Annotated in this window: 17 protein-coding genes; 12 read left to right on the top strand and 5 right to left on the bottom strand. The window is 61.9% G+C overall.

The window, feature by feature from the left end; translation table 11 throughout:
* Positions 1 to 2 precede the first annotated feature (2 nt).
* Positions 3 to 557: a chalcone isomerase family protein gene (locus ACWPW0_RS15485; RefSeq protein WP_454255772.1), complete on the bottom strand. Its 555-nt coding sequence runs from the start codon at positions 555 to 557 to the stop codon at positions 3 to 5.
* A 119-nt stretch (positions 558 to 676) separates the two neighbouring features.
* Here ACWPW0_RS15485 and ACWPW0_RS15480 point away from each other — a divergent pair, with 119 nt between their 5' ends.
* Together ACWPW0_RS15480 and sthA are read left to right on the top strand one after the other, a co-directional pair.
* Complete coding sequence (locus ACWPW0_RS15480) at positions 677 to 1,666, top strand: FAD:protein FMN transferase (RefSeq protein ID WP_454256747.1); 990 nt, start codon at positions 677 to 679, stop codon at positions 1,664 to 1,666.
* 175 nt (positions 1,667 to 1,841) lie between these two features.
* On the top strand, positions 1,842 to 3,236 hold the full coding sequence (gene sthA / locus ACWPW0_RS15475; RefSeq protein WP_447592766.1) for a Si-specific NAD(P)(+) transhydrogenase: 1,395 nt from the start codon (positions 1,842 to 1,844) through the stop codon (positions 3,234 to 3,236).
* 181 nt (positions 3,237 to 3,417) lie between these two features.
* On the opposite strand, the gene ACWPW0_RS15470 is transcribed toward sthA, so the two are convergent.
* The 3 genes from ACWPW0_RS15470 to ACWPW0_RS15460 are packed head-to-tail and all read right to left on the bottom strand — an operon-like array spanning position 3,418 to position 5,002.
* Positions 3,418 to 4,137, bottom strand: coding sequence for a glycerophosphodiester phosphodiesterase (locus tag ACWPW0_RS15470; protein ID WP_447592764.1), 720 nt, complete (start codon positions 4,135 to 4,137; stop codon positions 3,418 to 3,420).
* Positions 4,134 to 4,430: a phosphodiesterase gene (locus tag ACWPW0_RS15465; RefSeq protein ID WP_454255771.1), complete on the bottom strand. Its 297-nt coding sequence runs from the start codon at positions 4,428 to 4,430 to the stop codon at positions 4,134 to 4,136. The genes ACWPW0_RS15470 and ACWPW0_RS15465 overlap by 4 nt, the downstream gene beginning before the upstream one ends.
* Entirely contained in the window at positions 4,427 to 5,002 is a 576-nt protein-coding gene (locus ACWPW0_RS15460; RefSeq protein ID WP_447592760.1) for a PilZ domain-containing protein, read from the bottom strand. The genes ACWPW0_RS15465 and ACWPW0_RS15460 overlap by 4 nt, the downstream gene beginning before the upstream one ends.
* Positions 5,003 to 5,098: 96 nt before the next feature.
* On the opposite strand from ACWPW0_RS15460, the gene ACWPW0_RS15455 reads away from it, so the two are divergent.
* The 10 genes from ACWPW0_RS15455 to murB all read left to right on the top strand — a co-directional run bounded on the left by ACWPW0_RS15455 (position 5,099) and on the right by murB (position 14,341).
* A complete protein-coding gene (locus ACWPW0_RS15455) occupies positions 5,099 to 6,343 on the top strand; it encodes a lipoprotein-releasing ABC transporter permease subunit (protein ID WP_447592759.1) in 1,245 nt (414 codons plus the stop codon).
* Positions 6,344 to 6,347: 4 nt separating this feature from the next.
* Positions 6,348 to 7,049: a lipoprotein-releasing ABC transporter ATP-binding protein LolD gene (gene lolD, locus ACWPW0_RS15450; RefSeq protein ID WP_447592757.1), complete on the top strand. Its 702-nt coding sequence runs from the start codon at positions 6,348 to 6,350 to the stop codon at positions 7,047 to 7,049.
* Positions 7,050 to 7,498: 449 nt separating this feature from the next.
* The gene (locus ACWPW0_RS15445) at positions 7,499 to 9,724 is read left to right on the top strand and encodes a DNA internalization-related competence protein ComEC/Rec2 (RefSeq protein WP_454255770.1); all 2,226 of its coding nucleotides are present in this window, start codon (positions 7,499 to 7,501) and stop codon (positions 9,722 to 9,724) included.
* A gap of 72 nt (positions 9,725 to 9,796) precedes the next feature.
* The gene (locus ACWPW0_RS15440) at positions 9,797 to 10,432 is read left to right on the top strand and encodes a MotA/TolQ/ExbB proton channel family protein (RefSeq protein WP_447592754.1); all 636 of its coding nucleotides are present in this window, start codon (positions 9,797 to 9,799) and stop codon (positions 10,430 to 10,432) included.
* Complete coding sequence (locus ACWPW0_RS15435; protein ID WP_447592753.1) at positions 10,429 to 10,872, top strand: ExbD/TolR family protein; 444 nt, start codon at positions 10,429 to 10,431, stop codon at positions 10,870 to 10,872. The genes ACWPW0_RS15440 and ACWPW0_RS15435 overlap by 4 nt, the downstream gene beginning before the upstream one ends.
* A complete protein-coding gene (gene lpxK / locus ACWPW0_RS15430) occupies positions 10,872 to 11,870 on the top strand; it encodes a tetraacyldisaccharide 4'-kinase (protein ID WP_454255769.1) in 999 nt (332 codons plus the stop codon). Before ACWPW0_RS15435 ends, lpxK begins: the two co-directional genes overlap by 1 nt.
* A 40-nt stretch (positions 11,871 to 11,910) precedes the next feature.
* On the top strand, positions 11,911 to 12,096 hold the full coding sequence (locus ACWPW0_RS15425; RefSeq protein WP_447592749.1) for a Trm112 family protein: 186 nt from the start codon (positions 11,911 to 11,913) through the stop codon (positions 12,094 to 12,096).
* Positions 12,097 to 12,861: a 3-deoxy-manno-octulosonate cytidylyltransferase gene (kdsB, locus tag ACWPW0_RS15420; RefSeq protein ID WP_454255768.1), complete on the top strand. Its 765-nt coding sequence runs from the start codon at positions 12,097 to 12,099 to the stop codon at positions 12,859 to 12,861.
* Positions 12,861 to 13,325, top strand: a complete 465-nt coding sequence (locus tag ACWPW0_RS15415) for a low molecular weight protein-tyrosine-phosphatase (protein ID WP_454255767.1) — start codon at positions 12,861 to 12,863, stop codon at positions 13,323 to 13,325. The genes kdsB and ACWPW0_RS15415 overlap by 1 nt, the downstream gene beginning before the upstream one ends.
* A complete protein-coding gene (gene murB, locus ACWPW0_RS15410) occupies positions 13,322 to 14,341 on the top strand; it encodes a UDP-N-acetylmuramate dehydrogenase (protein ID WP_454255766.1) in 1,020 nt (339 codons plus the stop codon). The genes ACWPW0_RS15415 and murB overlap by 4 nt, the downstream gene beginning before the upstream one ends.
* A 184-nt stretch (positions 14,342 to 14,525) precedes the next feature.
* On the opposite strand, the gene rne is transcribed toward murB, so the two are convergent.
* The gene (rne, locus tag ACWPW0_RS15405; RefSeq protein ID WP_454255765.1) at positions 14,526 to 17,609 is read right to left on the bottom strand and encodes a ribonuclease E; all 3,084 of its coding nucleotides are present in this window, start codon (positions 17,607 to 17,609) and stop codon (positions 14,526 to 14,528) included.
* Between the last annotated feature and the right edge of the window lie 472 nt (positions 17,610 to 18,081).

Here is an 18,081-nt window from a genome sequence, read left to right as displayed (position 1 = left end):
TTTCAGGGAGCGGCCAGTAACTGCTTGCGCAGGGTGTCGGAAAGGCCGTTCTCGGCGAGCCATATGCCCAGGTAGGCGCGGGCCAGTTCGGGATTGGCGTTCTGGTAGAGGGTTTCATCGTTGCGTTGCAGGCTTAGGCCATCCTCTGCCGAGTAGTTCAGGGCGTAGCGGTCGCCGGGCTGGATGTCGCGAAAGGCGGCATGCAGGGCGTCGATATCGCGGCGCAGGGGCCCCAGTCGGGCCGGTTCATGCTGGCGTTTCAGGGTGATCCAGGCGGCCTTGATGACATCGCTGCGCTTGATCGAGCGAAAATAGTAGAGCTCCAGGCGCAGTGGGCTCTGTTGCGCGATGGCCTGGCGCGGTGTGAGTGTCGGCGGGGCGTAGAATGCCGCGGCGTATACATCGACCCAGAGGTAGTCCAGCACGGCCTGGTTCTTGAGTGCCACGGTGCTGCCGTATACGTCCTGGGTGCCGCTGAACGCGGCCTCGGACAGTCGATCGGCCAGCAGGTGGTTGCTGCCGGTAAGCAGTACAAGCGCAAGCAATAGTCGGTACACGGCGAGCTCCTATGGAACCCTATGGTCTCTTCAGGTTGGCGCTGCTCGTCAAGTGCCGGGTGAGCCGGTTCGGTGGGCAGTGGAAGGAAGGGGGAGGCATTTTGGCTAGACAGGCAGGTATTGCAGTGTTGCTGCTGCTCCTGGGGGGCTGCAGTGATCCGATCGAAACGCTGAGTGGCCCGACCATGGGCAGCCAGTATTCGTTGAAGTACGTGGCGGGCCGCGGGGTGCCGCAGGTGGCGGTGGTCAAGGTAGAGGTTGAGCGCATGCTGGGTGAGGTCGATCAGCAGATGTCGACCTGGCGTGCCGACTCGGATATTTCCCGTTTCAATCAATTGCCAGCAGGACAATGCCTGGGCATGCCGGAACCCGTGTTGAAGCTGGTGCGCTTCGGCGAGCAGATGTCCGAGAAAAGCGATGGCGCATTCGACCTGACCGTGGCGCCCCTGCTGAACCTGTGGGGCTTCGGCCCGCAGTCGCGGCGCCAGCAGGTGCCCGGTCCGCAGGAGATTGCCGCTGTGCTGGCACGCACCGGGCATCAGCATGTGCGTATCGAGGGGCAGCGCTTGTGCAAGGACGTAGCGGCCGAGATCGACTTGGGCAGCATAGCGGCCGGGTATACGGTGGATACGATTGGCGACCGGCTGGCCGAGCTGGGCATCTCCAGCTATGTGCTCAATGTCACCGGTGAGCTGCGGGTCGTGGGCCGCAAGCCCGACGGCTCTCCGTGGATGATTGCCATCGAGTCTCCCTTCGAAGGCAAGCAGACTGCCGAGCGAGTGTTGCCTCTGGACGGCATGGGGCTGTCCACCTCGGGCGACTACCATAATTACTTCGAGCGTGACGGCGTGCGTTATTCGCATACCTTCGATCCGCGTCGCGGGGCGCCAATCGATCATCAGCTGACTTCGGTTACGGTGCTGGATCCGTCGACACTGCGTGCCGAGGGCCTGTCGACAGCGCTGCTGGTGCTGGGGCCTAAGCAAGGTTTCGACTATGCCGAGCGCAATGGCGTCCTGGCTCTGTTCATCAGTCGTGGTGAACAGGGTTTTTCCAGTCGCATGACCAGTGCCTTCGAGGCACGTTTCGGCGCTGCCACCCAACCATGAGTTGTGCGTATGGATATGTAGTGAACGCAATGCTCGCCTACGACACGACCAAGCGCTAATGTGCAGCGCGATAGGGCACAGCTAAGCTATGCCAGCGATTGAGTGCCGTAGCCATGGGGCGCTGCGACACCTTCAGGGCGTGATGAGGTCCTGAACCGTACTGAGAGGAGTAAGCATGGCGGTCTACAACTACGACGTGGTGGTGCTGGGTTCCGGCCCGGCGGGCGAGGGTGCGGCGATGAACGCAGCCAAGGCCGGACGCAAGGTGGTGGTGGTCGATAACCGCCCACTGGTCGGCGGCAACTGCACCCACCTCGGTACGATCCCCTCCAAGGCCCTGCGCCACTCGGTGCGGCAGATCATGCAGTACAACACCAACCCACTGTTCCGTCAGATTGGCGAGCCGCGTTGGTTTTCCTTCCCGGATGTGCTGAAGAGCGCCGAGCGGGTCATTTCCAAGCAAGTGGCCTCGCGCACCGGTTACTACGCGCGCAATCGCATCGATGTGTTCTTCGGTACGGCCAGTTTCTCCGATGAGCAGACCATTGAAGTGGTTTGTCCTAATGGGGTGGTGGAAACCCTGGTGGCCAAGCAGGTGGTGATCGCCACCGGGTCGCGGCCTTACCGCCCGGCGGACGTCGACTTCAATCACCCGCGTGTGTATGACAGCGACACCATTCTCAGCCTGACCCACACACCGCGTCGCTTGATCATCTACGGGGCCGGCGTCATCGGTTCCGAATACGCCTCGATCTTCAGTGGCCTGGGCGTGCTGGTCGATCTGATCGACAATCGCGATCAGTTGCTCAGCTTCCTCGATGATGAAATCTCTGATGCCTTGGGCTATCACCTGCGCACCAACAATGTGCTGATTCGTCATAACGAAGAATACGAGCGCATCGAGGGTGTCGAGAATGGGGTGGTCCTGCACCTCAAGTCCGGCAAGAAGATCAAGGCCGATGCCTTGCTCTGGTGCAACGGCCGGACCGGTAATACCGACAAGCTTGGTCTGGAAAATATCGGCATCAAGGTCAACAGTCGTGGGCAGATCGAAGTCGATCAGCATTACCGAACGTCGGTCTCGAATGTCTATGCGGCAGGTGATGTGATCGGCTGGCCGAGCCTGGCCAGCGCCGCCTATGACCAGGGCCGTTCGGCGGCGGGCAGCGCGGTGGAAAATGACAGCTGGCGCTTCGTCGACGACGTGCCGACCGGTATTTACACCATTCCGGAGATCAGCTCGATCGGCAAGAACGAGCGTGAACTGACCCAGGCGAAGATCCCCTACGAGGTAGGCAAGGCGTTCTTCAAGAGCATGGCGCGGGCGCAGATTTCCCATGAGCCGGTGGGCATGCTGAAGATTCTCTTCCACCGCGAGACCCTGGCGATCCTGGGTGTGCACTGCTTCGGCTATCAGGCTTCGGAAATCGTCCACATTGGTCAGGCGATCATGAACCAGCCGGGTGAGGCGAATACCCTGAAGTACTTCATCAACACCACCTTCAACTACCCGACCATGGCCGAGGCCTATCGTGTCGCGGCGTTCGACGGGCTCAACCGGCTTTTTTGAGCGGCTCCGGCTGGCGGCCTGAGCCGGTCGGGGTAGATCCTTTCAGCGACTCATCCGCATGGCGCTGGCCGAACCGGGAGAGCTACTGAGCAGGCGGGCAGGGCGGATCGCGTTGCGATCCGCCGAGTGGAAGCGTGGCGGATGAGAAAGCGTCATCCGCCGCGTCGAGCTATCCGGCAGATCAGCGCTTGAGCGTGGAAACTGCCAGTCCCGGGAAGTCGGTGATGATGCTGTCCACGCCGAAGTCGGCGAGGCGCCGCATCAAGGCGGGTTCATTGACTGTCCATACCGATACATGCAGCCCGGCCTTCTGCGCCTTGAGCAGCCGCTCCGGGGTGCACAGGGTCCAGTTCAGGGCGAGCAATGAGCAGCCGTGGTGAGTGGCCACCTTGATCGGGTCGAGCCAGGCGTATTCGGCGACCAGGCCGCGGGCCAGCTCCGGAGCCAGGCGATTAAGCGCGCGCAGCACCTCTCGTGAGCTGCTGGTCACGGTGATGCGCTCCTTGAGGTTGTAGCGTTCGGCCAGTGCCTGGATGGCCAGCACGGTACGTGCGGCGCGTACCCGCGAGGCGCTTTTCACTTCCAGTTGCCAGTGTTCGAAATCGCATTGCTCGAACAGTTCGGCCAGGCGCGGGATCGGGCTCGGCACTTTCCAGCCGGGGCCGCCGTGGCGCGCATCGTAGGTGGTCAGTTCTTGGGCATCGTGCTCGGCGACCTTGCCGCGTCGCCCGGTGGTGCGCTTGAGGGTCGGGTCATGAATCACCATCAGTTCGCCGTCGCGTGAGAGGAACAGGTCCAGCTCACAGCGCCGCACGCCGTGTTCTAGGCAGCGCTGAAACCCGACGAGGGTGTTTTCCGGTGCTTCGCCTTTGGCGCCGCGGTGGCCATAGATAAGGGTCACTGTTGCTCCTTGGGGTAACGGGGCTGATGGTGACGAACGCTGTCGACCACGTGATCGTATTCGAAATACACGCTGAATTCGCGGTAGTCCCAGCGTTTGATGGGCGGCTGGCCTACGGCGGGGTGTTCTTCATCGGGCAGGCCGAAGCGCTCCAGCACACTGCGTTGCGACTGGCCGCGCTGGGGCAGCTCGATAGTTGCCTGGCCTTGCTGGCCTACGGGGATTTCCAGCGTATCGGCAGCTACGGGCAGGGCCAGACACACGCTCAGCAGTAGAGGTAGGCGTAACGTCATCGCTGTTGCTCACGGGCCAGGCGGCGTTGCTGGGCCTGCTTCTGCAGGATATGGCGCGCCAACAGTTGGCGTTGGGCATCGGTCAGCGCCTCGAACTCGGTGCCGATCTCGAACTGGCCGTCAGGGCGCGCCTGGCAATGCACGACCTTGGCTCGAACCAGCAGCCCGAGTGCCTGTGGCATCAGGACCATCTTCAGCGCCAAATGGCTGTCTACCGAGACTTCTTTCGGGTGAATGAAGCCGAGGCCGCCTTCGGACAATGTCACCTGCCGCGGCAGGCCGATATCGCGCACCAGGCTTTGCGCGAGCGCCTGACCAAGCAGGTCGATGCGCTTGTTCATTACTTTCAGGTAGTTGGCCAGGGTGCGGTCGCGCTCGCTGATATGGCGCAGCAGATGCTGCGACTCGAAGTCCATCAGGTGCAGGTCGCTGAGCAGATTGAACAGCGGGGAGGCATCGTGTAACACATCACTGGCCAGCGCTTCCGGGCCGGAGAGCAGGCTGAAATCCAGTGCGATCATGTCCTCGATACGATAGTATTCGCGGCGATCATCAGCGTCTTGATACGACATGGCGAACCCATGGCAGCAGTGGTGGTCCGAGTGTAAAGCTGCTTGCCTAGCCCCGCCACAAGGACGTTCCCTCTTTCGCCAGTGAATCTCGCCCTTATGTTCAGACCCTTGCCGTTTTTTATCGGTGTGCGTTACACGCGCGCCAAGCGTCGCAATCATTTCATCTCCTTCATTTCCCTGACTTCCATGATCGGCCTGGCACTTGGTGTGCTGGTGATGATCCTGGTGTTGTCGGTGATGAACGGCTTCGACCGCGAGTTGCGTACGCGCATTCTCGGCATGGTGCCGCATGCGACCATCAGCTCGTTCCAGCCCATCGACGATTGGAAAACGATCGGCGATCAGGTCATGACCCACAAAGAAGTGGTCGCCGTGGCGCCCTTCACGCAACTGCAGGGCATGCTCACCCACAGTGGTGCGGTGCAGCCGGTGATGGTCCAGGCGGTGCTGCCGGAGGCGGAAAAGAACGTCTCGATCATCAACGAACATATGGTCCAGGGCAGCCTGGATGATCTGAAAAGTGGTGATTTCGGCATTGTTATCGGTGAGATCACCGCGCGCCGCTTCCGCATCAATGTGGGTGACAAGCTGACCTTCGTACTGCCCGAGGCGGCTGTCACGCCAGCGGGGGTGTTCCCGCGTCTGAAGCGCTTCACCGTGGTTGGCGTGTTCAAGGTCGGGGCCGAGCTGGATGGCTCGCTGGCGCTGATCAATATCGAAGACGGTGCTCGCCTGTCCCGTTGGCAGACCAATCAGGTCGAAGGTGTGCGACTCAAGCTCAAGGACTTGTTCGACGCCCCACGCGTTGCCTGGGAAATCGCCAAGAGCATGCCGGGTGATCTGCAGCCACGTGACTGGACCCGTAGCCACGGCAATCTGTTCCAGGCGATCCAGATGGAAAAGACCATGATTGCCCTGCTGTTGCTGCTGATCGTGGCGGTGGCGGCGTTCAACATCATTTCCACGCTGGTCATGGTGGTCACCGACAAGAAGGCCGATATCGCCATCCTGCGTACGCTGGGCGCCACGCCCCGGCAGATCATGGGAGTGTTCATGGTGCAGGGCACGGTGATCGGGGTGATCGGTACGCTGATCGGCGGCGTGCTCGGGGTGATCTCCGCGCTCAACGTCACCGCCTGGGTGGCCTGGCTGGAGAAGCTGATCGGCCACAAGTTCCTCAGCTCCGATGTGTACTTCATCAATTACCTGCCGTCCGAGCTGCGTGTCGAAGACGTCGTGCTGATCTGTGGTGCGGCACTGTGCATGAGTTTCTTCGCCACCCTGTATCCGGCCTGGCGCGCATCGCGCACCCAGCCAGCGGAGGCGCTTCGTTATGAGTGATGCCATGACTGTTAATGAGTCATCAGCCGGCACTGCCGTTTTGCTATGCCGTAATCTGGGCAAGCGATACGTCGAGGGGCCGCAATCGGTCGATGTACTGAGTGGTGTGGAGCTGAACCTGCAGCCCGGTGAGCGCGTCGCCATCGTGGGCAGCTCGGGCTCGGGCAAGACCACCTTGCTGAACATGCTCGGTGGCCTGGATACGCCGAGTGAAGGCAGTGTGTGGTTGGCTGGCGAAGAGCTTTCGGCACTGGGTGAAAAGGCCCGTGGGCTGCTGCGTAACCGGGCGTTGGGCTTCGTTTACCAGTTCCATCACCTGCTGGCTGAGTTCACAGCCCTGGAAAACGTCTGCATGCCGCTGCTGATCGGCAAGATGCCGATTCCCGAAGCGCAACAGCGTGCCACCACGTTGCTCGAGCGTGTCGGCCTTGGGCATCGCCTGAGCCACAAGCCGTCGGAGCTGTCTGGTGGCGAGCGCCAACGTGTGGCAATCGCCCGTGCGCTGGTCAATCAGCCCAAACTGGTGCTACTCGATGAGCCGACTGGCAACCTCGATCATCACACCGCGCGTAGCATTCAGGAGTTGATGCTGGAGCTGTCCACCTCTTTGCAGACGGCGTTTCTGGTGGTTACCCACGACCTCAGCCTTGCCCAGCAAATGGACAGGGCACTGCGTCTGGAAGAGGGTCGGCTGGTTCCGGTCTGAATCGGATGAATGAAAAACGCCGCTCTCCAGCGGCGTTTTCATTTGGTTCGTATGGTTGTGGGGGCGTGTGGGCTCCTGGGCTCTGTTGGCAGATCGCATTAACTCCTTGAGTCAGATGGCCTCTTTGAGGCAGTTGTGGACGTTCGACCTTTGCGTTTCATGACGCGCCGACTGGTGGGCTAAAGCCCACCCTACGCGGTGTGCCAGATCTGTAGGGTGGGGCTTCAGCCCACCAATTGCGGTACCCGCTTGTGCCTCGATCCGGCCATCCAGGTCGAAACGTCAACACCTAGCCCATGCACGCGAAGTGATTGAACTCCCGTCAGCGTGCTCTTTGTCACACGACAGAACCGTGCTGCCTGCATCTGGCAGGCTTTGACTATTCTTTCCCGGCCAGCACAAGCTGGAGCGCCCTGTTCAGGATGAGCGGGGCACGATGGAGAAAAAGAATGCGCACAGGGATGTTGGCGCTGGCTGCGGGGTTGGCCTGCCTGATGCTCTTGCCGGTTTTACTTCCGGTCTGGCTGGTTCTGTTGTTGCTCGCGCTCGGCCTGTTGTTGCTGCGCGGGCGTTTCTATCCCGTTGCACTTTTCCTGTTCGGCCTCTGCTGGGCCAATACCTCGGCGCAGTGGGCGCTGGAAGATCGTCTGCCGATAGAGCTGGACGGTCAGACCCTGTGGATCGAGGGGCGGGTGGTGGGCTTGCCCGACCACAACGACGGCGTGGTGCGTTTTCAACTGGAGCAGGTGTCTTCCCGTCGCCACGAATTACCGCAGCGGCTGCGTCTGGCCTGGTATGGCGGTCCCGAGTTGCAGGCCGGGGAGCAGTGGCGGTTGGCGGTGCGACTCAAGCGTCCGCGTGGTCTGGTCAATCTGCAGGGGTTCGATTACGAAGCCTGGTTGCTGGCACAGCGTATCGGGGCGACGGGGACGGTCAAGGTGGGTAAGCGCCTGCAGGCTGCGGGTGGGTTGTCGGCTTGGCGTGACGCCTTGCGCCAGCGCGTGCTGGCGGTCGATGCCTATGGTCGGGCGGGTGGCGTAGCAGCCCTGGTGCTGGGCGATGGCTCCGGCTTGAGCCGTACAGACTGGCGTGTGTTGCAGGACACTGGAACGGTCCATCTGCTGGTGATCTCCGGGCAGCATGTGTCGCTGTTCGCCGTGGCGTTGTATGGGCTGGTGGCCGGTTTGGCCCGGCTTGGCTGTTGGCCACGGGCACTGCCATGGTTGCCTTGTGCCTGTGCCCTGGCATTTGCGGGCGCGCTGAGTTACGGGCTGCTGGCGGGCTTCGAGGTGCCGGTACGGCGGGCCTGCGTGTCCATTGCCGCCGTGCTGCTCTGGCGTTTGCGCTTTCGCCACCTGGGTATCTGGACGCCGCTGTTGCTGGCTTGGGTCGTGGTGGTGCTGTTCGAGCCACTGGCGGTGCTGCAGGCTGGTTTCTGGTTGTCGTTTGGGGCGGTTGCGGTGCTCCTGCTGGTGTTCGGCGGGCGCCTGGGCGTGCGCTCGATGGGGTGGTCGTGGTGGCACGCTCAATGGACGATTGCGCTCGGTCTGCTGCCATTCTTTCTGCTACTAGGCTTGCCGATCAGCGCCAGTGGGCCGCTGGCCAATCTGATTGCAGTGCCTTGGGTCAGTTTCCTGGTCGTGCCGCTGGCATTGCTTGGCGTCTTGCTGCTCCCTGTCCCCTGGCTGGGAGAGGGGTTGTTGTGGTTGGCCGGCTTTCTACTTGAGATGCTGTTTCAACTGTTGGCTTCGATTGCGGCACTGCTGCCGGCATGGTTGCCGATGCTGCTGCCGTTCTGGGCCTGGCTACTGATTGCTATGGGTGTCTTGTGTGTTCTGGCACCACCTGGCGTTCCGCTGCGGCTTCCTGGGCTGATCATGCTGGTGCTGCTGTGCTTCACCCCGCAACAGCTACCGCAGGAGGGCCAAGCCGAGGTTTGGCAACTGGATGTCGGCCAGGGGCAAGCGTTGCTGGTGCGCACCCGTTCGCATGCGCTGCTGTACGACGCTGGGCCGAGCTTCGGTGACTTCGACCTGGGCGAGCGTGTAGTGGTGCCGTCGTTGCGCGCCCTAGGCATTGATCACCTCGATCTGATGCTGCTCAGCCATGCCGACAATGATCATGCCGGTGGTGCGCTCGCAATACGGCAACAGTTGCAGGTTGATCAGGTATTGAGTGGCGAAGCCGCCAGGCTTGACCCGCGTGTGCAGGCCGAAGCCTGTCGCGATGGCGCCAGTTGGCAGTGGGATGGCGTGCGCTTCACTACCTGGCATTGGGCGCAGGCTGCGTCGAGCAATGCCTTGTCGTGCGTACTCAAGGTCGAGGCGGCAGGCGAGAGTTTATTGTTGACCGGTGATATCGACAGCCAGACCGAGCGTTGGCTGATCAATCAAGGTCGTGATGTGCAGGTCGACTGGCTGCAAGTGCCACACCATGGTAGCCGTAGCTCATCCTCGGCCTTTTTCCTCAATACCGTCGCACCGCGTGCGGCGCTGCTGTCGCGTGGGCACAACAACCAGTTCGGCCATCCGCATCCGCAAGTGCTGGCCCGTTACCAGGCGCGTGGCATTGAGGTACACGACAGCGTTCACAGCGGTGCCTTGCGTATTCGGTTGGGGGCGAATGAGGCGCCAACCGCCTGGCGCGCCCAACCACGTTTCTGGCGGGAAAAATGAGAACCGCGGTGGTCTGTTGGGCGGTGCCCCTATGCTAGAGTGGCGCCACTTTTCCAAGGGGGATGCCCAACCGTGTGGGAACTGGTCAAAGCAGGCGGCTGGATGATGCTGCCGATTATTCTGAGCTCCATTACGGCCACCGCAATCATTGCCGAGCGTCTGTGGACGTTGCGTGCCAGCCGTGTTTCACCGCCACATCTGTTGGGGCAGGTGTGGCGCTGGATCAAGGACAAACAGCTCAACGGCCAGAAACTCAAGGAGTTGCGCGCGTCTTCGCCGCTGGGTGAAGTGCTCGCAGCTGGCCTGGCCAACTCCAAGCATGGTCGCGAGATCATGAAGGAGTGCATCGAGGAAGCGGCGAGCCGGGTCATCCACGAACTTGAGCGCTACCTCAATACCCTTGGCACCATTGCCGCCATGGCCCCGCTGCTGGGTTTGCTGGGTACGGTGTTCGGCATGATCGAGATCTTCAGCGGTTTCATGGATAACGGCATGGCCAATGCGAGTGCCTTGGCGGGCGGTATCGGCAAGGCGCTGGTGACCACGGCTGCGGGCCTTATCGTGGCGATCCCTGCGGTGTTCTTCCACCGTTACCTGCTGCGCCGGGTCGACGAGCTGGTGGTGGCCATGGAGCAGGAGGCGATCAAGCTGGTGGAAGTGGTTCAGGGTGATCGCGAGGTGGACTTCGCTACGGAAGCCAAAGCGTGAAGTTCCGCCGTAGAGCCGGGAACGTTGCTCGCGAGGAGGTGTTCCTCAACCTGACCTCGCTGATCGACGTGATCTTCGTCCTGCTGCTGTTCTTCGTGGTAACCACCACGTTCAGCCGGCCGACGCAGTTGAAAATCGATCTGCCGGAGGCACAGAGCGGCACGCCCCCGGAGAACACCCAGTTGAAAACCCTGGAGCTGAGTATCGCTGCCAATGGCCAGTACGCGCTCAATGGCCAGGTGCTGGTGAAGAGTGATCTGCCCAGCCTGGTCAGCGCCCTCAGCCAGGAGTCGGATGGCGACAACAGCCTGCCGTTGACCATCAGCGCCGACGCCAATACCACCCATCAATCGGTGATCACCGCCATGGACGCGGCCGGCAAGCTCGGCTTCAGCCATTTGCGCATGACCACTGTCGAGGCCGCTGCGGGCAAACCCTGATGGCGCTTTCCGACCGTCTGCTCGAGGCCTGGTACGGCGGTCATCCGGCTTTGATGCTGCTTCGTCCGCTGGAATCCCTGTATCGCCGTGTGGTGCGTGGTAAGCGCCAGGCCTTTCTGGCCGGGCAGGGCGATATCTACCGGGCGCCGGTGCCGGTGCTGGTGGTCGGCAACATTACCGTTGGCGGCACGGGCAAGACGCCGTTGATTCTCTGGCTTATCGAACACTGCCGTAGTCGCGGTTTGCGTGTCGGCGTGGTCAGCCGTGGCTATGGCGCCACTCCACCACAATGGCCGTGGCGCGTACGTGCCGATGACTCTGCCGCGCATGCCGGTGACGAGCCGCTATTGATCGTGCAGCGCAGTGGTGTGCCCCTGGTGATCGATCCGCAGCGGGCGCGGGCGGTGCAGGCTCTGCTGGAGCAGGAGCCGCTGGACCTGATCCTCTGTGATGACGGCTTGCAGCACTATCGCCTAGCGCGTGACCTGGAGCTGGTGCTGATCGATGCGGCGCGAGACCTGGGCAATCGCCGTTGCCTGCCAGCTGGCCCCTTGCGCGAACCGGTCGAGCGCCTGGATGAGGTCGATGCAGTGCTGTTCAATGGGGCTACGGCCGACAGCGAGCGCGGCTATGCCTTCAGCCTGCAGGCCACCGCGTTGGTCAATCTTCGCAGTGGCGCCCGTTTGCCCATTGATCATTTTCCGGCCGGGCAGCAACTGCATGCCGTCGCCGGGATTGGCAACCCGCAACGTTTCTTCAATACCCTGCAGGGGCTAAACTGGCGACCCATTGCGCATGCCTTTGCCGATCATGCCCGTTATGACGCCGCGACCCTGCAGTTCAGTCCGGCGTTGCCACTGGTGATGACCGAGAAGGATGCGGTGAAGTGCCGAGCTTTCGCGGCCGACGACTGGTTCTACCTGGCGGTGGATGCTGTGCCCTCTGCGGCGTTCATCACCTGGCTGGATGTCGAGCTGGATCGCCTGCTGCCGCGTTGAGCGTTGTTCCTCTGTTTCCCCATTGCCAAGGATCCCGCCCATGGACTCCAAATTGCTCGATATTCTCGCCTGCCCGGTCTGCAAGGGCCCGTTGCAACTCTCCGAAGACAAGACCGAGCTGATCAGCAAGGGTGCCGGCCTGGCCTATCCGATTCGTGATGGCATCCCGGTGATGCTGGAAACCGAGGCCCGTACTCTCAATGTCGACGAGCGCCTGGACAAGTAAATGAGCACAGCCTTCACCGTCGTCATCCCTGCTCGATACGCCTCAACCCGTCTGCCCGGCAAGCCGTTGCAGGACATCGCCGGCAAGCCCATGGTGCAGCACGTCTGGGAACAGGCGAAGAAAAGCGCTGCCGAGCGTGTGGTGGTGGCCACCGATGATGCGCGTATCGTCGAAGCCTGCCAGGAATTCGGTGCCGAGGTGGTGCTGACCCGGGTGGATCACAACTCCGGCACGGACCGCCTGGCCGAGGTGGCGACTCACCTGGGGCTCGCCGCCGATGCCATCGTGGTCAACGTGCAGGGTGATGAGCCACTGATTCCACCGCTGATCATCGATCAGGTGGCTGCCAATCTGGCGCGTAACTCGCAAGCGGCGATCGCCACGCTGGCGGAGCCTATCGAAGTGGTGCAGGCGCTGTTCAATCCGAATGTAGTCAAGGTGATCACCGACCAGAACGGCTTGGCGCTGACATTCAGTCGCGCACCGCTCCCGTGGGCGCGAGATGCCTTTGCCCAGGACAGGGATACCTTGCCGAGTGGCATTCCTTATCGCCGCCACATTGGTATCTACGCCTACCGCGCAGGTTTCCTGCATGACTTCGTGAGCTGGGGACCGTGCTGGCTGGAGGAGGGTGAGAGCCTAGAGCAGCTGCGTGCGCTGTGGCATGGCGTGCGCATCCATGTGGCTGATGCCCTGGAAGCTCCGCCGACCGGTGTTGATACCGCCGAGGATCTGGAGCGCGTACGGCGCCTGCTGGGGGCCTGATGCGAGTACTGTTTGTCTGCCTGGGCAATATCTGTCGTTCACCTACCGCCGAAGGTGTGTTCCGTCAGCGTCTGCAGAAAGCCGGCCTCGATGCTCACGTGCTGGTGGATTCCGCCGGCACGGGTGATTGGCATGTCGGCAAGGCACCTGATCGGCGTACGACACTGGCTGCCCAGCAGCGCAACTATGACCTGTCGACGCTGCGGGCGCGCCAGTTCGCGGTCGAGGATTTTTCGCGCTTCGACCTGATCCTGGCGATGGACCATAGCAACCTGCGCAATCTTCAAGCACTGCGCCCGGATACCGCTACGGCTGAGTTGGATCTGTTCCTGCGCCGCTATCAGCTCGAACTGGATGAGGTGCCTGACCCTTACTACGGTGGCGCGGATGGCTTCGAGCAGGTGCTTGATCTGATCGAGCAGGCCAGTGATGCCCTGCTGGCCGAAGTGCGGGGGCGCCTGTGAGCCTGTCGCTGGCTGAAAACCGTTCGCTGAAGCCGTTCAATACCTTTGGTGTCGAGGCAAGTGCCCGTCTGTTCGTCGAAGCCCATGACGATGACGAGGTGCGTGAGGCGCTGTCGATTGCCGAGCAACGGGGCCTGCCACTGCTGGTGATCGGTGGAGGCAGCAATCTGTTGCTGACCCAAGATGTCGAGGCACTCGTGCTGCGCATGGCCAGTCGTGGTGTGCGTGTGCTGAGTGATGATGGCGTACGGGTGGTGGTCGAGGCGGAAGCAGGGGAGGCCTGGCATCCCTTCGTGCTATGGAGCCTGGAGCAGGGGTTGGTCGGGCTGGAGAATCTCAGCCTGATCCCCGGTACCGTGGGTGCTGCCCCGATGCAAAACATCGGCGCCTACGGTGTAGAGATCAAGGATGTGTTCGCCGGCCTGACCGCGCTGGATCGTGAGACGGGTGAGTTGCGTGATTTCGATCTGCAAGCCTGTGCCTTCGCCTATCGCGACAGTCTGTTCAAGCAGCAGGTCGGACGCTGGGTGATTCTGCGAGTGCGTTTTGCCCTCGGTCGCGAGCAGCATGTGCATCTGGACTACGGCCCTGTGCGCCAGCATCTGCAGGCGGCGGGCATAAGCGCGCCAACTGCGAAGGATGTCAGTCGGGCGATCTGCGCCATTCGCAGCGAGAAGCTGCCAGATCCTGCCGAGCTGGGCAATGCCGGCAGTTTCTTCAAGAACCCGCTGGTGCCCGTGGCGCTGGCCGAGCGGCTGCGCTGCGAGCACCCTGGCTTGGTCAGTTACCCAGCAGGTGCGGGACTGGAGAAGCTGGCAGCTGGCTGGCTGATCGAGCAGGCCGGCTGGAAGGGGTTTCGCGAAGGCGATGCCGGCGTACACCGTTTGCAGGCTCTGGTGCTGGTGAACTACGGGCAGGCCAGTGGTGCGCAGTTGCTGGAACTGGCGCGGCGTATTCAGGCGGATATCGCCAGTCGTTTTGCCGTGCAGTTGGAGATCGAGCCGAACGTTTTGTAGGACAAGCGCTTTTTAAGCTCATGCCGGGCGTATCGAGCTTAGTTGTTAGCAAGGTGCTTTGGTCCGCTGCCCCGCCTGACTGAAGCAGGGCGGCTGCCCTGCATTACCAAGATCGTTCCTTGTCTATAAGCGAGCCATAAAAAAGGGGATGCCTAGGCATCCCCTTTTTCGTAGCGGCTTAACCTCAGGCTTGAGGTTTCGCTTCTTCTTTCTGCTCGGCAACAGGTTGCTCTACAGGTGTATCTTCAGCGTTTTCCGCCTGAGCATCGCTGGCAACAGCGGTGTCGGCTTCGACGTTGGCCGGGGTGACTGTTTCGGCTGTGGTCGACGCTATGGCCTCGACCTGCTCGATCAATTCCACGGCGGCCGGAGTCGGTTCGACCGTTTCAGCAACCACTACAGGCGCTTCTACTGTTTCAGGCTCGGCTGGGGCAGCTTGCTGCTGGGCAGCCGCTTCCGCAGCCAGGCGCTCGGCTTCGCGCTGGCGGCGACGCACTTCACGCGGATCGTTCGGTGCACGGCCATTCGTGGCCCGATTATTGGTGGGCTGGGCATTGGTTGCTTGGGTGTCGGTTTCAACGGCCGCCGGAGTGGCAACCACAGGGCTCTCGACTTCTGTTGCAACTGGTGCGGTCGGCTCGATGATTGCTGCAGGGGCAGCGGCTTCTTCGATAACCGGTGTCGTAGCCACTACTTCTTCCACAGCTTCGACGGCGGCAGGTGCGGCAGGCGCTTCCACGACTTCAGCAGGTGCTTCGACTTCGACTGGCGCAACAGCGACTTCGGCGGTCTCGGCAGTGGCTTCTACACGTGGCTGCTGATCTTCAGCAGGGGCAGGGCTTCCGGAAACCAGGGCTTCGGCAGCGACTGCAACTGCTGCTGCAGCAACGACTGGGCTGCCATTTTCTTCGGCTTCTTCGTTTTCGCTGCCTTCGATCAGATTGCCATCTGCATCACGCTGACGCTCACGACGATTGCTGCGACGACGCTGACCGCGCGAGCGGCGACGTGGGCGCTCGCCACCTTCGCTGCCTTCCTGGCCGTCATCGATCTGCTCGCCATTTTCCAGAACTTCTTCTTCACTGGCGGCTGCGGCCTGTTCGGCGCGTGGCTGGCGTTCTTCACGCGGTGCACGCGGTTGGCGCTCTTCGCGTGGCTTGCGCTCGGCACGCTGCTCGTCGTTACGCTCTTCGCCGGCGGCGGTATCCAGCGGCTCACGCAGTTCACGTGGACGGCGCTCTTCACGTGGCTGGCGCTCGCGACGATTTTCCTGGCCTTCACGTGGCTCGCGCGCTTCACGCGGTTGACGCTCTTCACGTGGTTCGCGTGGCTCACGGACCTCACGAGGCTGACGCTCTTCGCGCGGCTGGCGTTCTTCGCGTGGCTCGCGTGGTTCACGCGCTTCGCGTGGCTGGCGCTCTTCACGAGGTTTGCGTTCCTCATCGCGTGCGCCGCGGTTGCCACGGCCGTCGCGGCGATTCTGCGAGCGACCATTGCGACGCTCATCGCTGCGCGGTTTACGCTCGGCCGGTTTTTCCTCGGCCACGGGTTGCGGTTGTTCGTCCTTGCTGGCGAACAGGCTGACCAGCGACTTCACCAGGCCCTTGAACAGACTTGGTTCTACGGGGGCGGTAGTCGGTGCGAGCGGGGCGGCGGGCGCCGGTGCAGTCGCGCGTTGCGGCGTGACTTTCAGTGCAGCCTCCTGGCGAACCAGGGTGCGAGTGGCGCTGACCGGTTGGGCTTCTTCGACTTCGGCCGGAGTCATCTCGTAGCTGGATTGGCCGTTCAGCACTTCCGGGCTGTCGTCGCGCAGGCGCTGGACTTCGAAGTGTGGGGTTTCCAGGTGATCGTTCGGCAGAATGATGATGCGTGCGCGGCTGCGCAGTTCGATCTTGGTGATGCTGTTGCGCTTCTCGTTGAGCAGGAAGGCGGCAACCGGGATCGGCACTTGAGCGCGTACTTCGGCGGTGCGGTCTTTCAGCGCTTCTTCTTCGATCAGGCGCAGGATGGCCAGCGACAGGGACTCGACGTCGCGAATGATGCCTTGACCGTTGCAGCGTGGGCAGACGATGCCGCTGGTCTCGCCGAGGGACGGACGCAGGCGCTGACGGGACATTTCCAGCAGGCCGAAGCGCGAAATGCGGCCGACCTGAACGCGGGCGCGGTCGGCTTCCAGGGCTTCACGCACCTTCTCTTCGACGGCGCGCTGGTTCTTGGCCGGGGTCATGTCGATGAAGTCGATGACGATCAGGCCGCCGATGTCGCGCAGGCGCAGTTGGCGAGCGATCTCTTCGGCTGCTTCCAGGTTGGTCTGCAGGGCGGTTTCTTCGATGTCGCTGCCTTTGGTGGCGCGCGCCGAGTTGATGTCGATGGACACCAGGGCTTCGGTCGGGTCGATGACGATGGAGCCGCCGGACGGCAGTTTCACTTCGCGCTGGAAGGCGGTTTCGATCTGGCTTTCGATCTGGAAGCGGTTGAACAGCGGCACGCTGTCTTCGTACAGCTTGATCTTGCTGGCGTACTGCGGCATGACCTGCTGGATGAAGGACAGGGCTTCTTCCTGGGCTTCGATGCTGTCGATCAACACCTCGCCGATATCCTGGCGCAGGTAGTCGCGGATGGCGCGGATGATGACATTGGATTCCTGATAGATCAGGAACGGCGCGGCGCGGCCCTGCGAGGCTTCCTTGATCGCGGTCCACAGCTGGATCAGGTAATCGAGGTCCAGTTGCAGTTCGTCGCTGGAGCGGCCGAGGCCGGCGGTACGCACGATCAGACCCATATCGCCCGGGGCGTTGAGGCCGTTCAGTGCTTCACGCAGTTCGTTGCGCTCTTCGCCTTCGATGCGACGGGAGATGCCACCGGCGCGCGGGTTGTTCGGCATCAGCACCAAATAACGGCCGGCCAGACTGATGAAGGTGGTCAGGGCTGCGCCCTTGTTGCCACGCTCTTCCTTCTCGACCTGGACGATGACTTCCTGGCCTTCCTTGAGCACGTCCTTGATGTTGACGCGGCCGCCCTCGGGGGACTTGCTGAAGTATTCGCGGGAGATTTCTTTCAGTGGCAGGAAGCCGTGACGTTCGGCGCCGAAGTCGACGAAAGCGGCTTCGAGGCTGGGTTCGACGCGCGTGATGCGGCCTTTGTAGATGTTGGCTTTTTTCTGCTCACGAGCGCCGGATTCGATATCCAAGTCATAGAGCTTCTGGCCATCTACCAGAGCGACACGCAACTCTTCGGGTTGAGTTGCGTTAATCAGCATTCTTTTCATGTTGTACCAATGGTTTCCGGGCTGTCGGAAACGGCGTTTGGCACACACGACTCTCACGGTCGGTGTCAGGGCGCGTCAGAAATGGTCGTAAATCATTCCAGTGTCTAGCAGCCTTTGGCCAATGGGGCCTGGGCCGCGACGACGCTCCTGCTTGCTGTGGTGACAGAAGCACTCAGTCAGGGGAGGAATCAACCAGTCGCTGCGGACGAAAGTGAAGCGTCTTGTAAAGCATGTTGCTACGCAGTCCGACGGTTGTGCATCTCCACCCTACACGTATCGCTAAAATCGGGTGCCGCTCGCAGAATCCGCAGCGGGTTAGCTTTTACCGCAAGCTCCCTGGGGAGGCTTGCGCGTCTTATGGCTCAAGGCGTTGTTTCCGGGATATTCACGCTCTTGTGCGGCGAATATCCCGTCGGACGGCCTCACGTCCTGAAAGGGTTGCGCTCGGCAGGGATGGCTGTTTTGTCGAACA

It is taken from the genome of Pseudomonas sp. Marseille-Q8238 (genome assembly GCF_965111915.1).
The sequence above is the reverse complement of the archived record's forward strand: the minus strand, read 5'-3'. Positions and strand labels throughout refer to the sequence as shown.

What these genes read in the sequence shown, in the direction of transcription:
- kdsB (WP_454255768.1), top strand. Translation starts at nt 12,097, where the DNA reads ATGAGCACAGCCTTCACCGTCGTCATCCCTGCTCGATACGCCTCAACC.
- ACWPW0_RS15460 (WP_447592760.1), bottom strand. Translation starts at nt 5,002, where the DNA reads ATGTCGTATCAAGACGCTGATGATCGCCGCGAATACTATCGTATCGAG.
- ACWPW0_RS15415 (WP_454255767.1), top strand. Translation starts at nt 12,861, where the DNA reads ATGCGAGTACTGTTTGTCTGCCTGGGCAATATCTGTCGTTCACCTACC.
- sthA (WP_447592766.1), top strand. Translation starts at nt 1,842, where the DNA reads ATGGCGGTCTACAACTACGACGTGGTGGTGCTGGGTTCCGGCCCGGCG.
- lolD (WP_447592757.1), top strand. Translation starts at nt 6,348, where the DNA reads ATGACTGTTAATGAGTCATCAGCCGGCACTGCCGTTTTGCTATGCCGT.
- lpxK (WP_454255769.1), top strand. Translation starts at nt 10,872, where the DNA reads ATGGCGCTTTCCGACCGTCTGCTCGAGGCCTGGTACGGCGGTCATCCG.
- ACWPW0_RS15445 (WP_454255770.1), top strand. Translation starts at nt 7,499, where the DNA reads ATGCGCACAGGGATGTTGGCGCTGGCTGCGGGGTTGGCCTGCCTGATG.
- ACWPW0_RS15455 (WP_447592759.1), top strand. Translation starts at nt 5,099, where the DNA reads ATGTTCAGACCCTTGCCGTTTTTTATCGGTGTGCGTTACACGCGCGCC.
- ACWPW0_RS15465 (WP_454255771.1), bottom strand. Translation starts at nt 4,430, where the DNA reads ATGACGTTACGCCTACCTCTACTGCTGAGCGTGTGTCTGGCCCTGCCC.
- rne (WP_454255765.1), bottom strand. Translation starts at nt 17,609, where the DNA reads ATGAAAAGAATGCTGATTAACGCAACTCAACCCGAAGAGTTGCGTGTC.
- ACWPW0_RS15425 (WP_447592749.1), top strand. Translation starts at nt 11,911, where the DNA reads ATGGACTCCAAATTGCTCGATATTCTCGCCTGCCCGGTCTGCAAGGGC.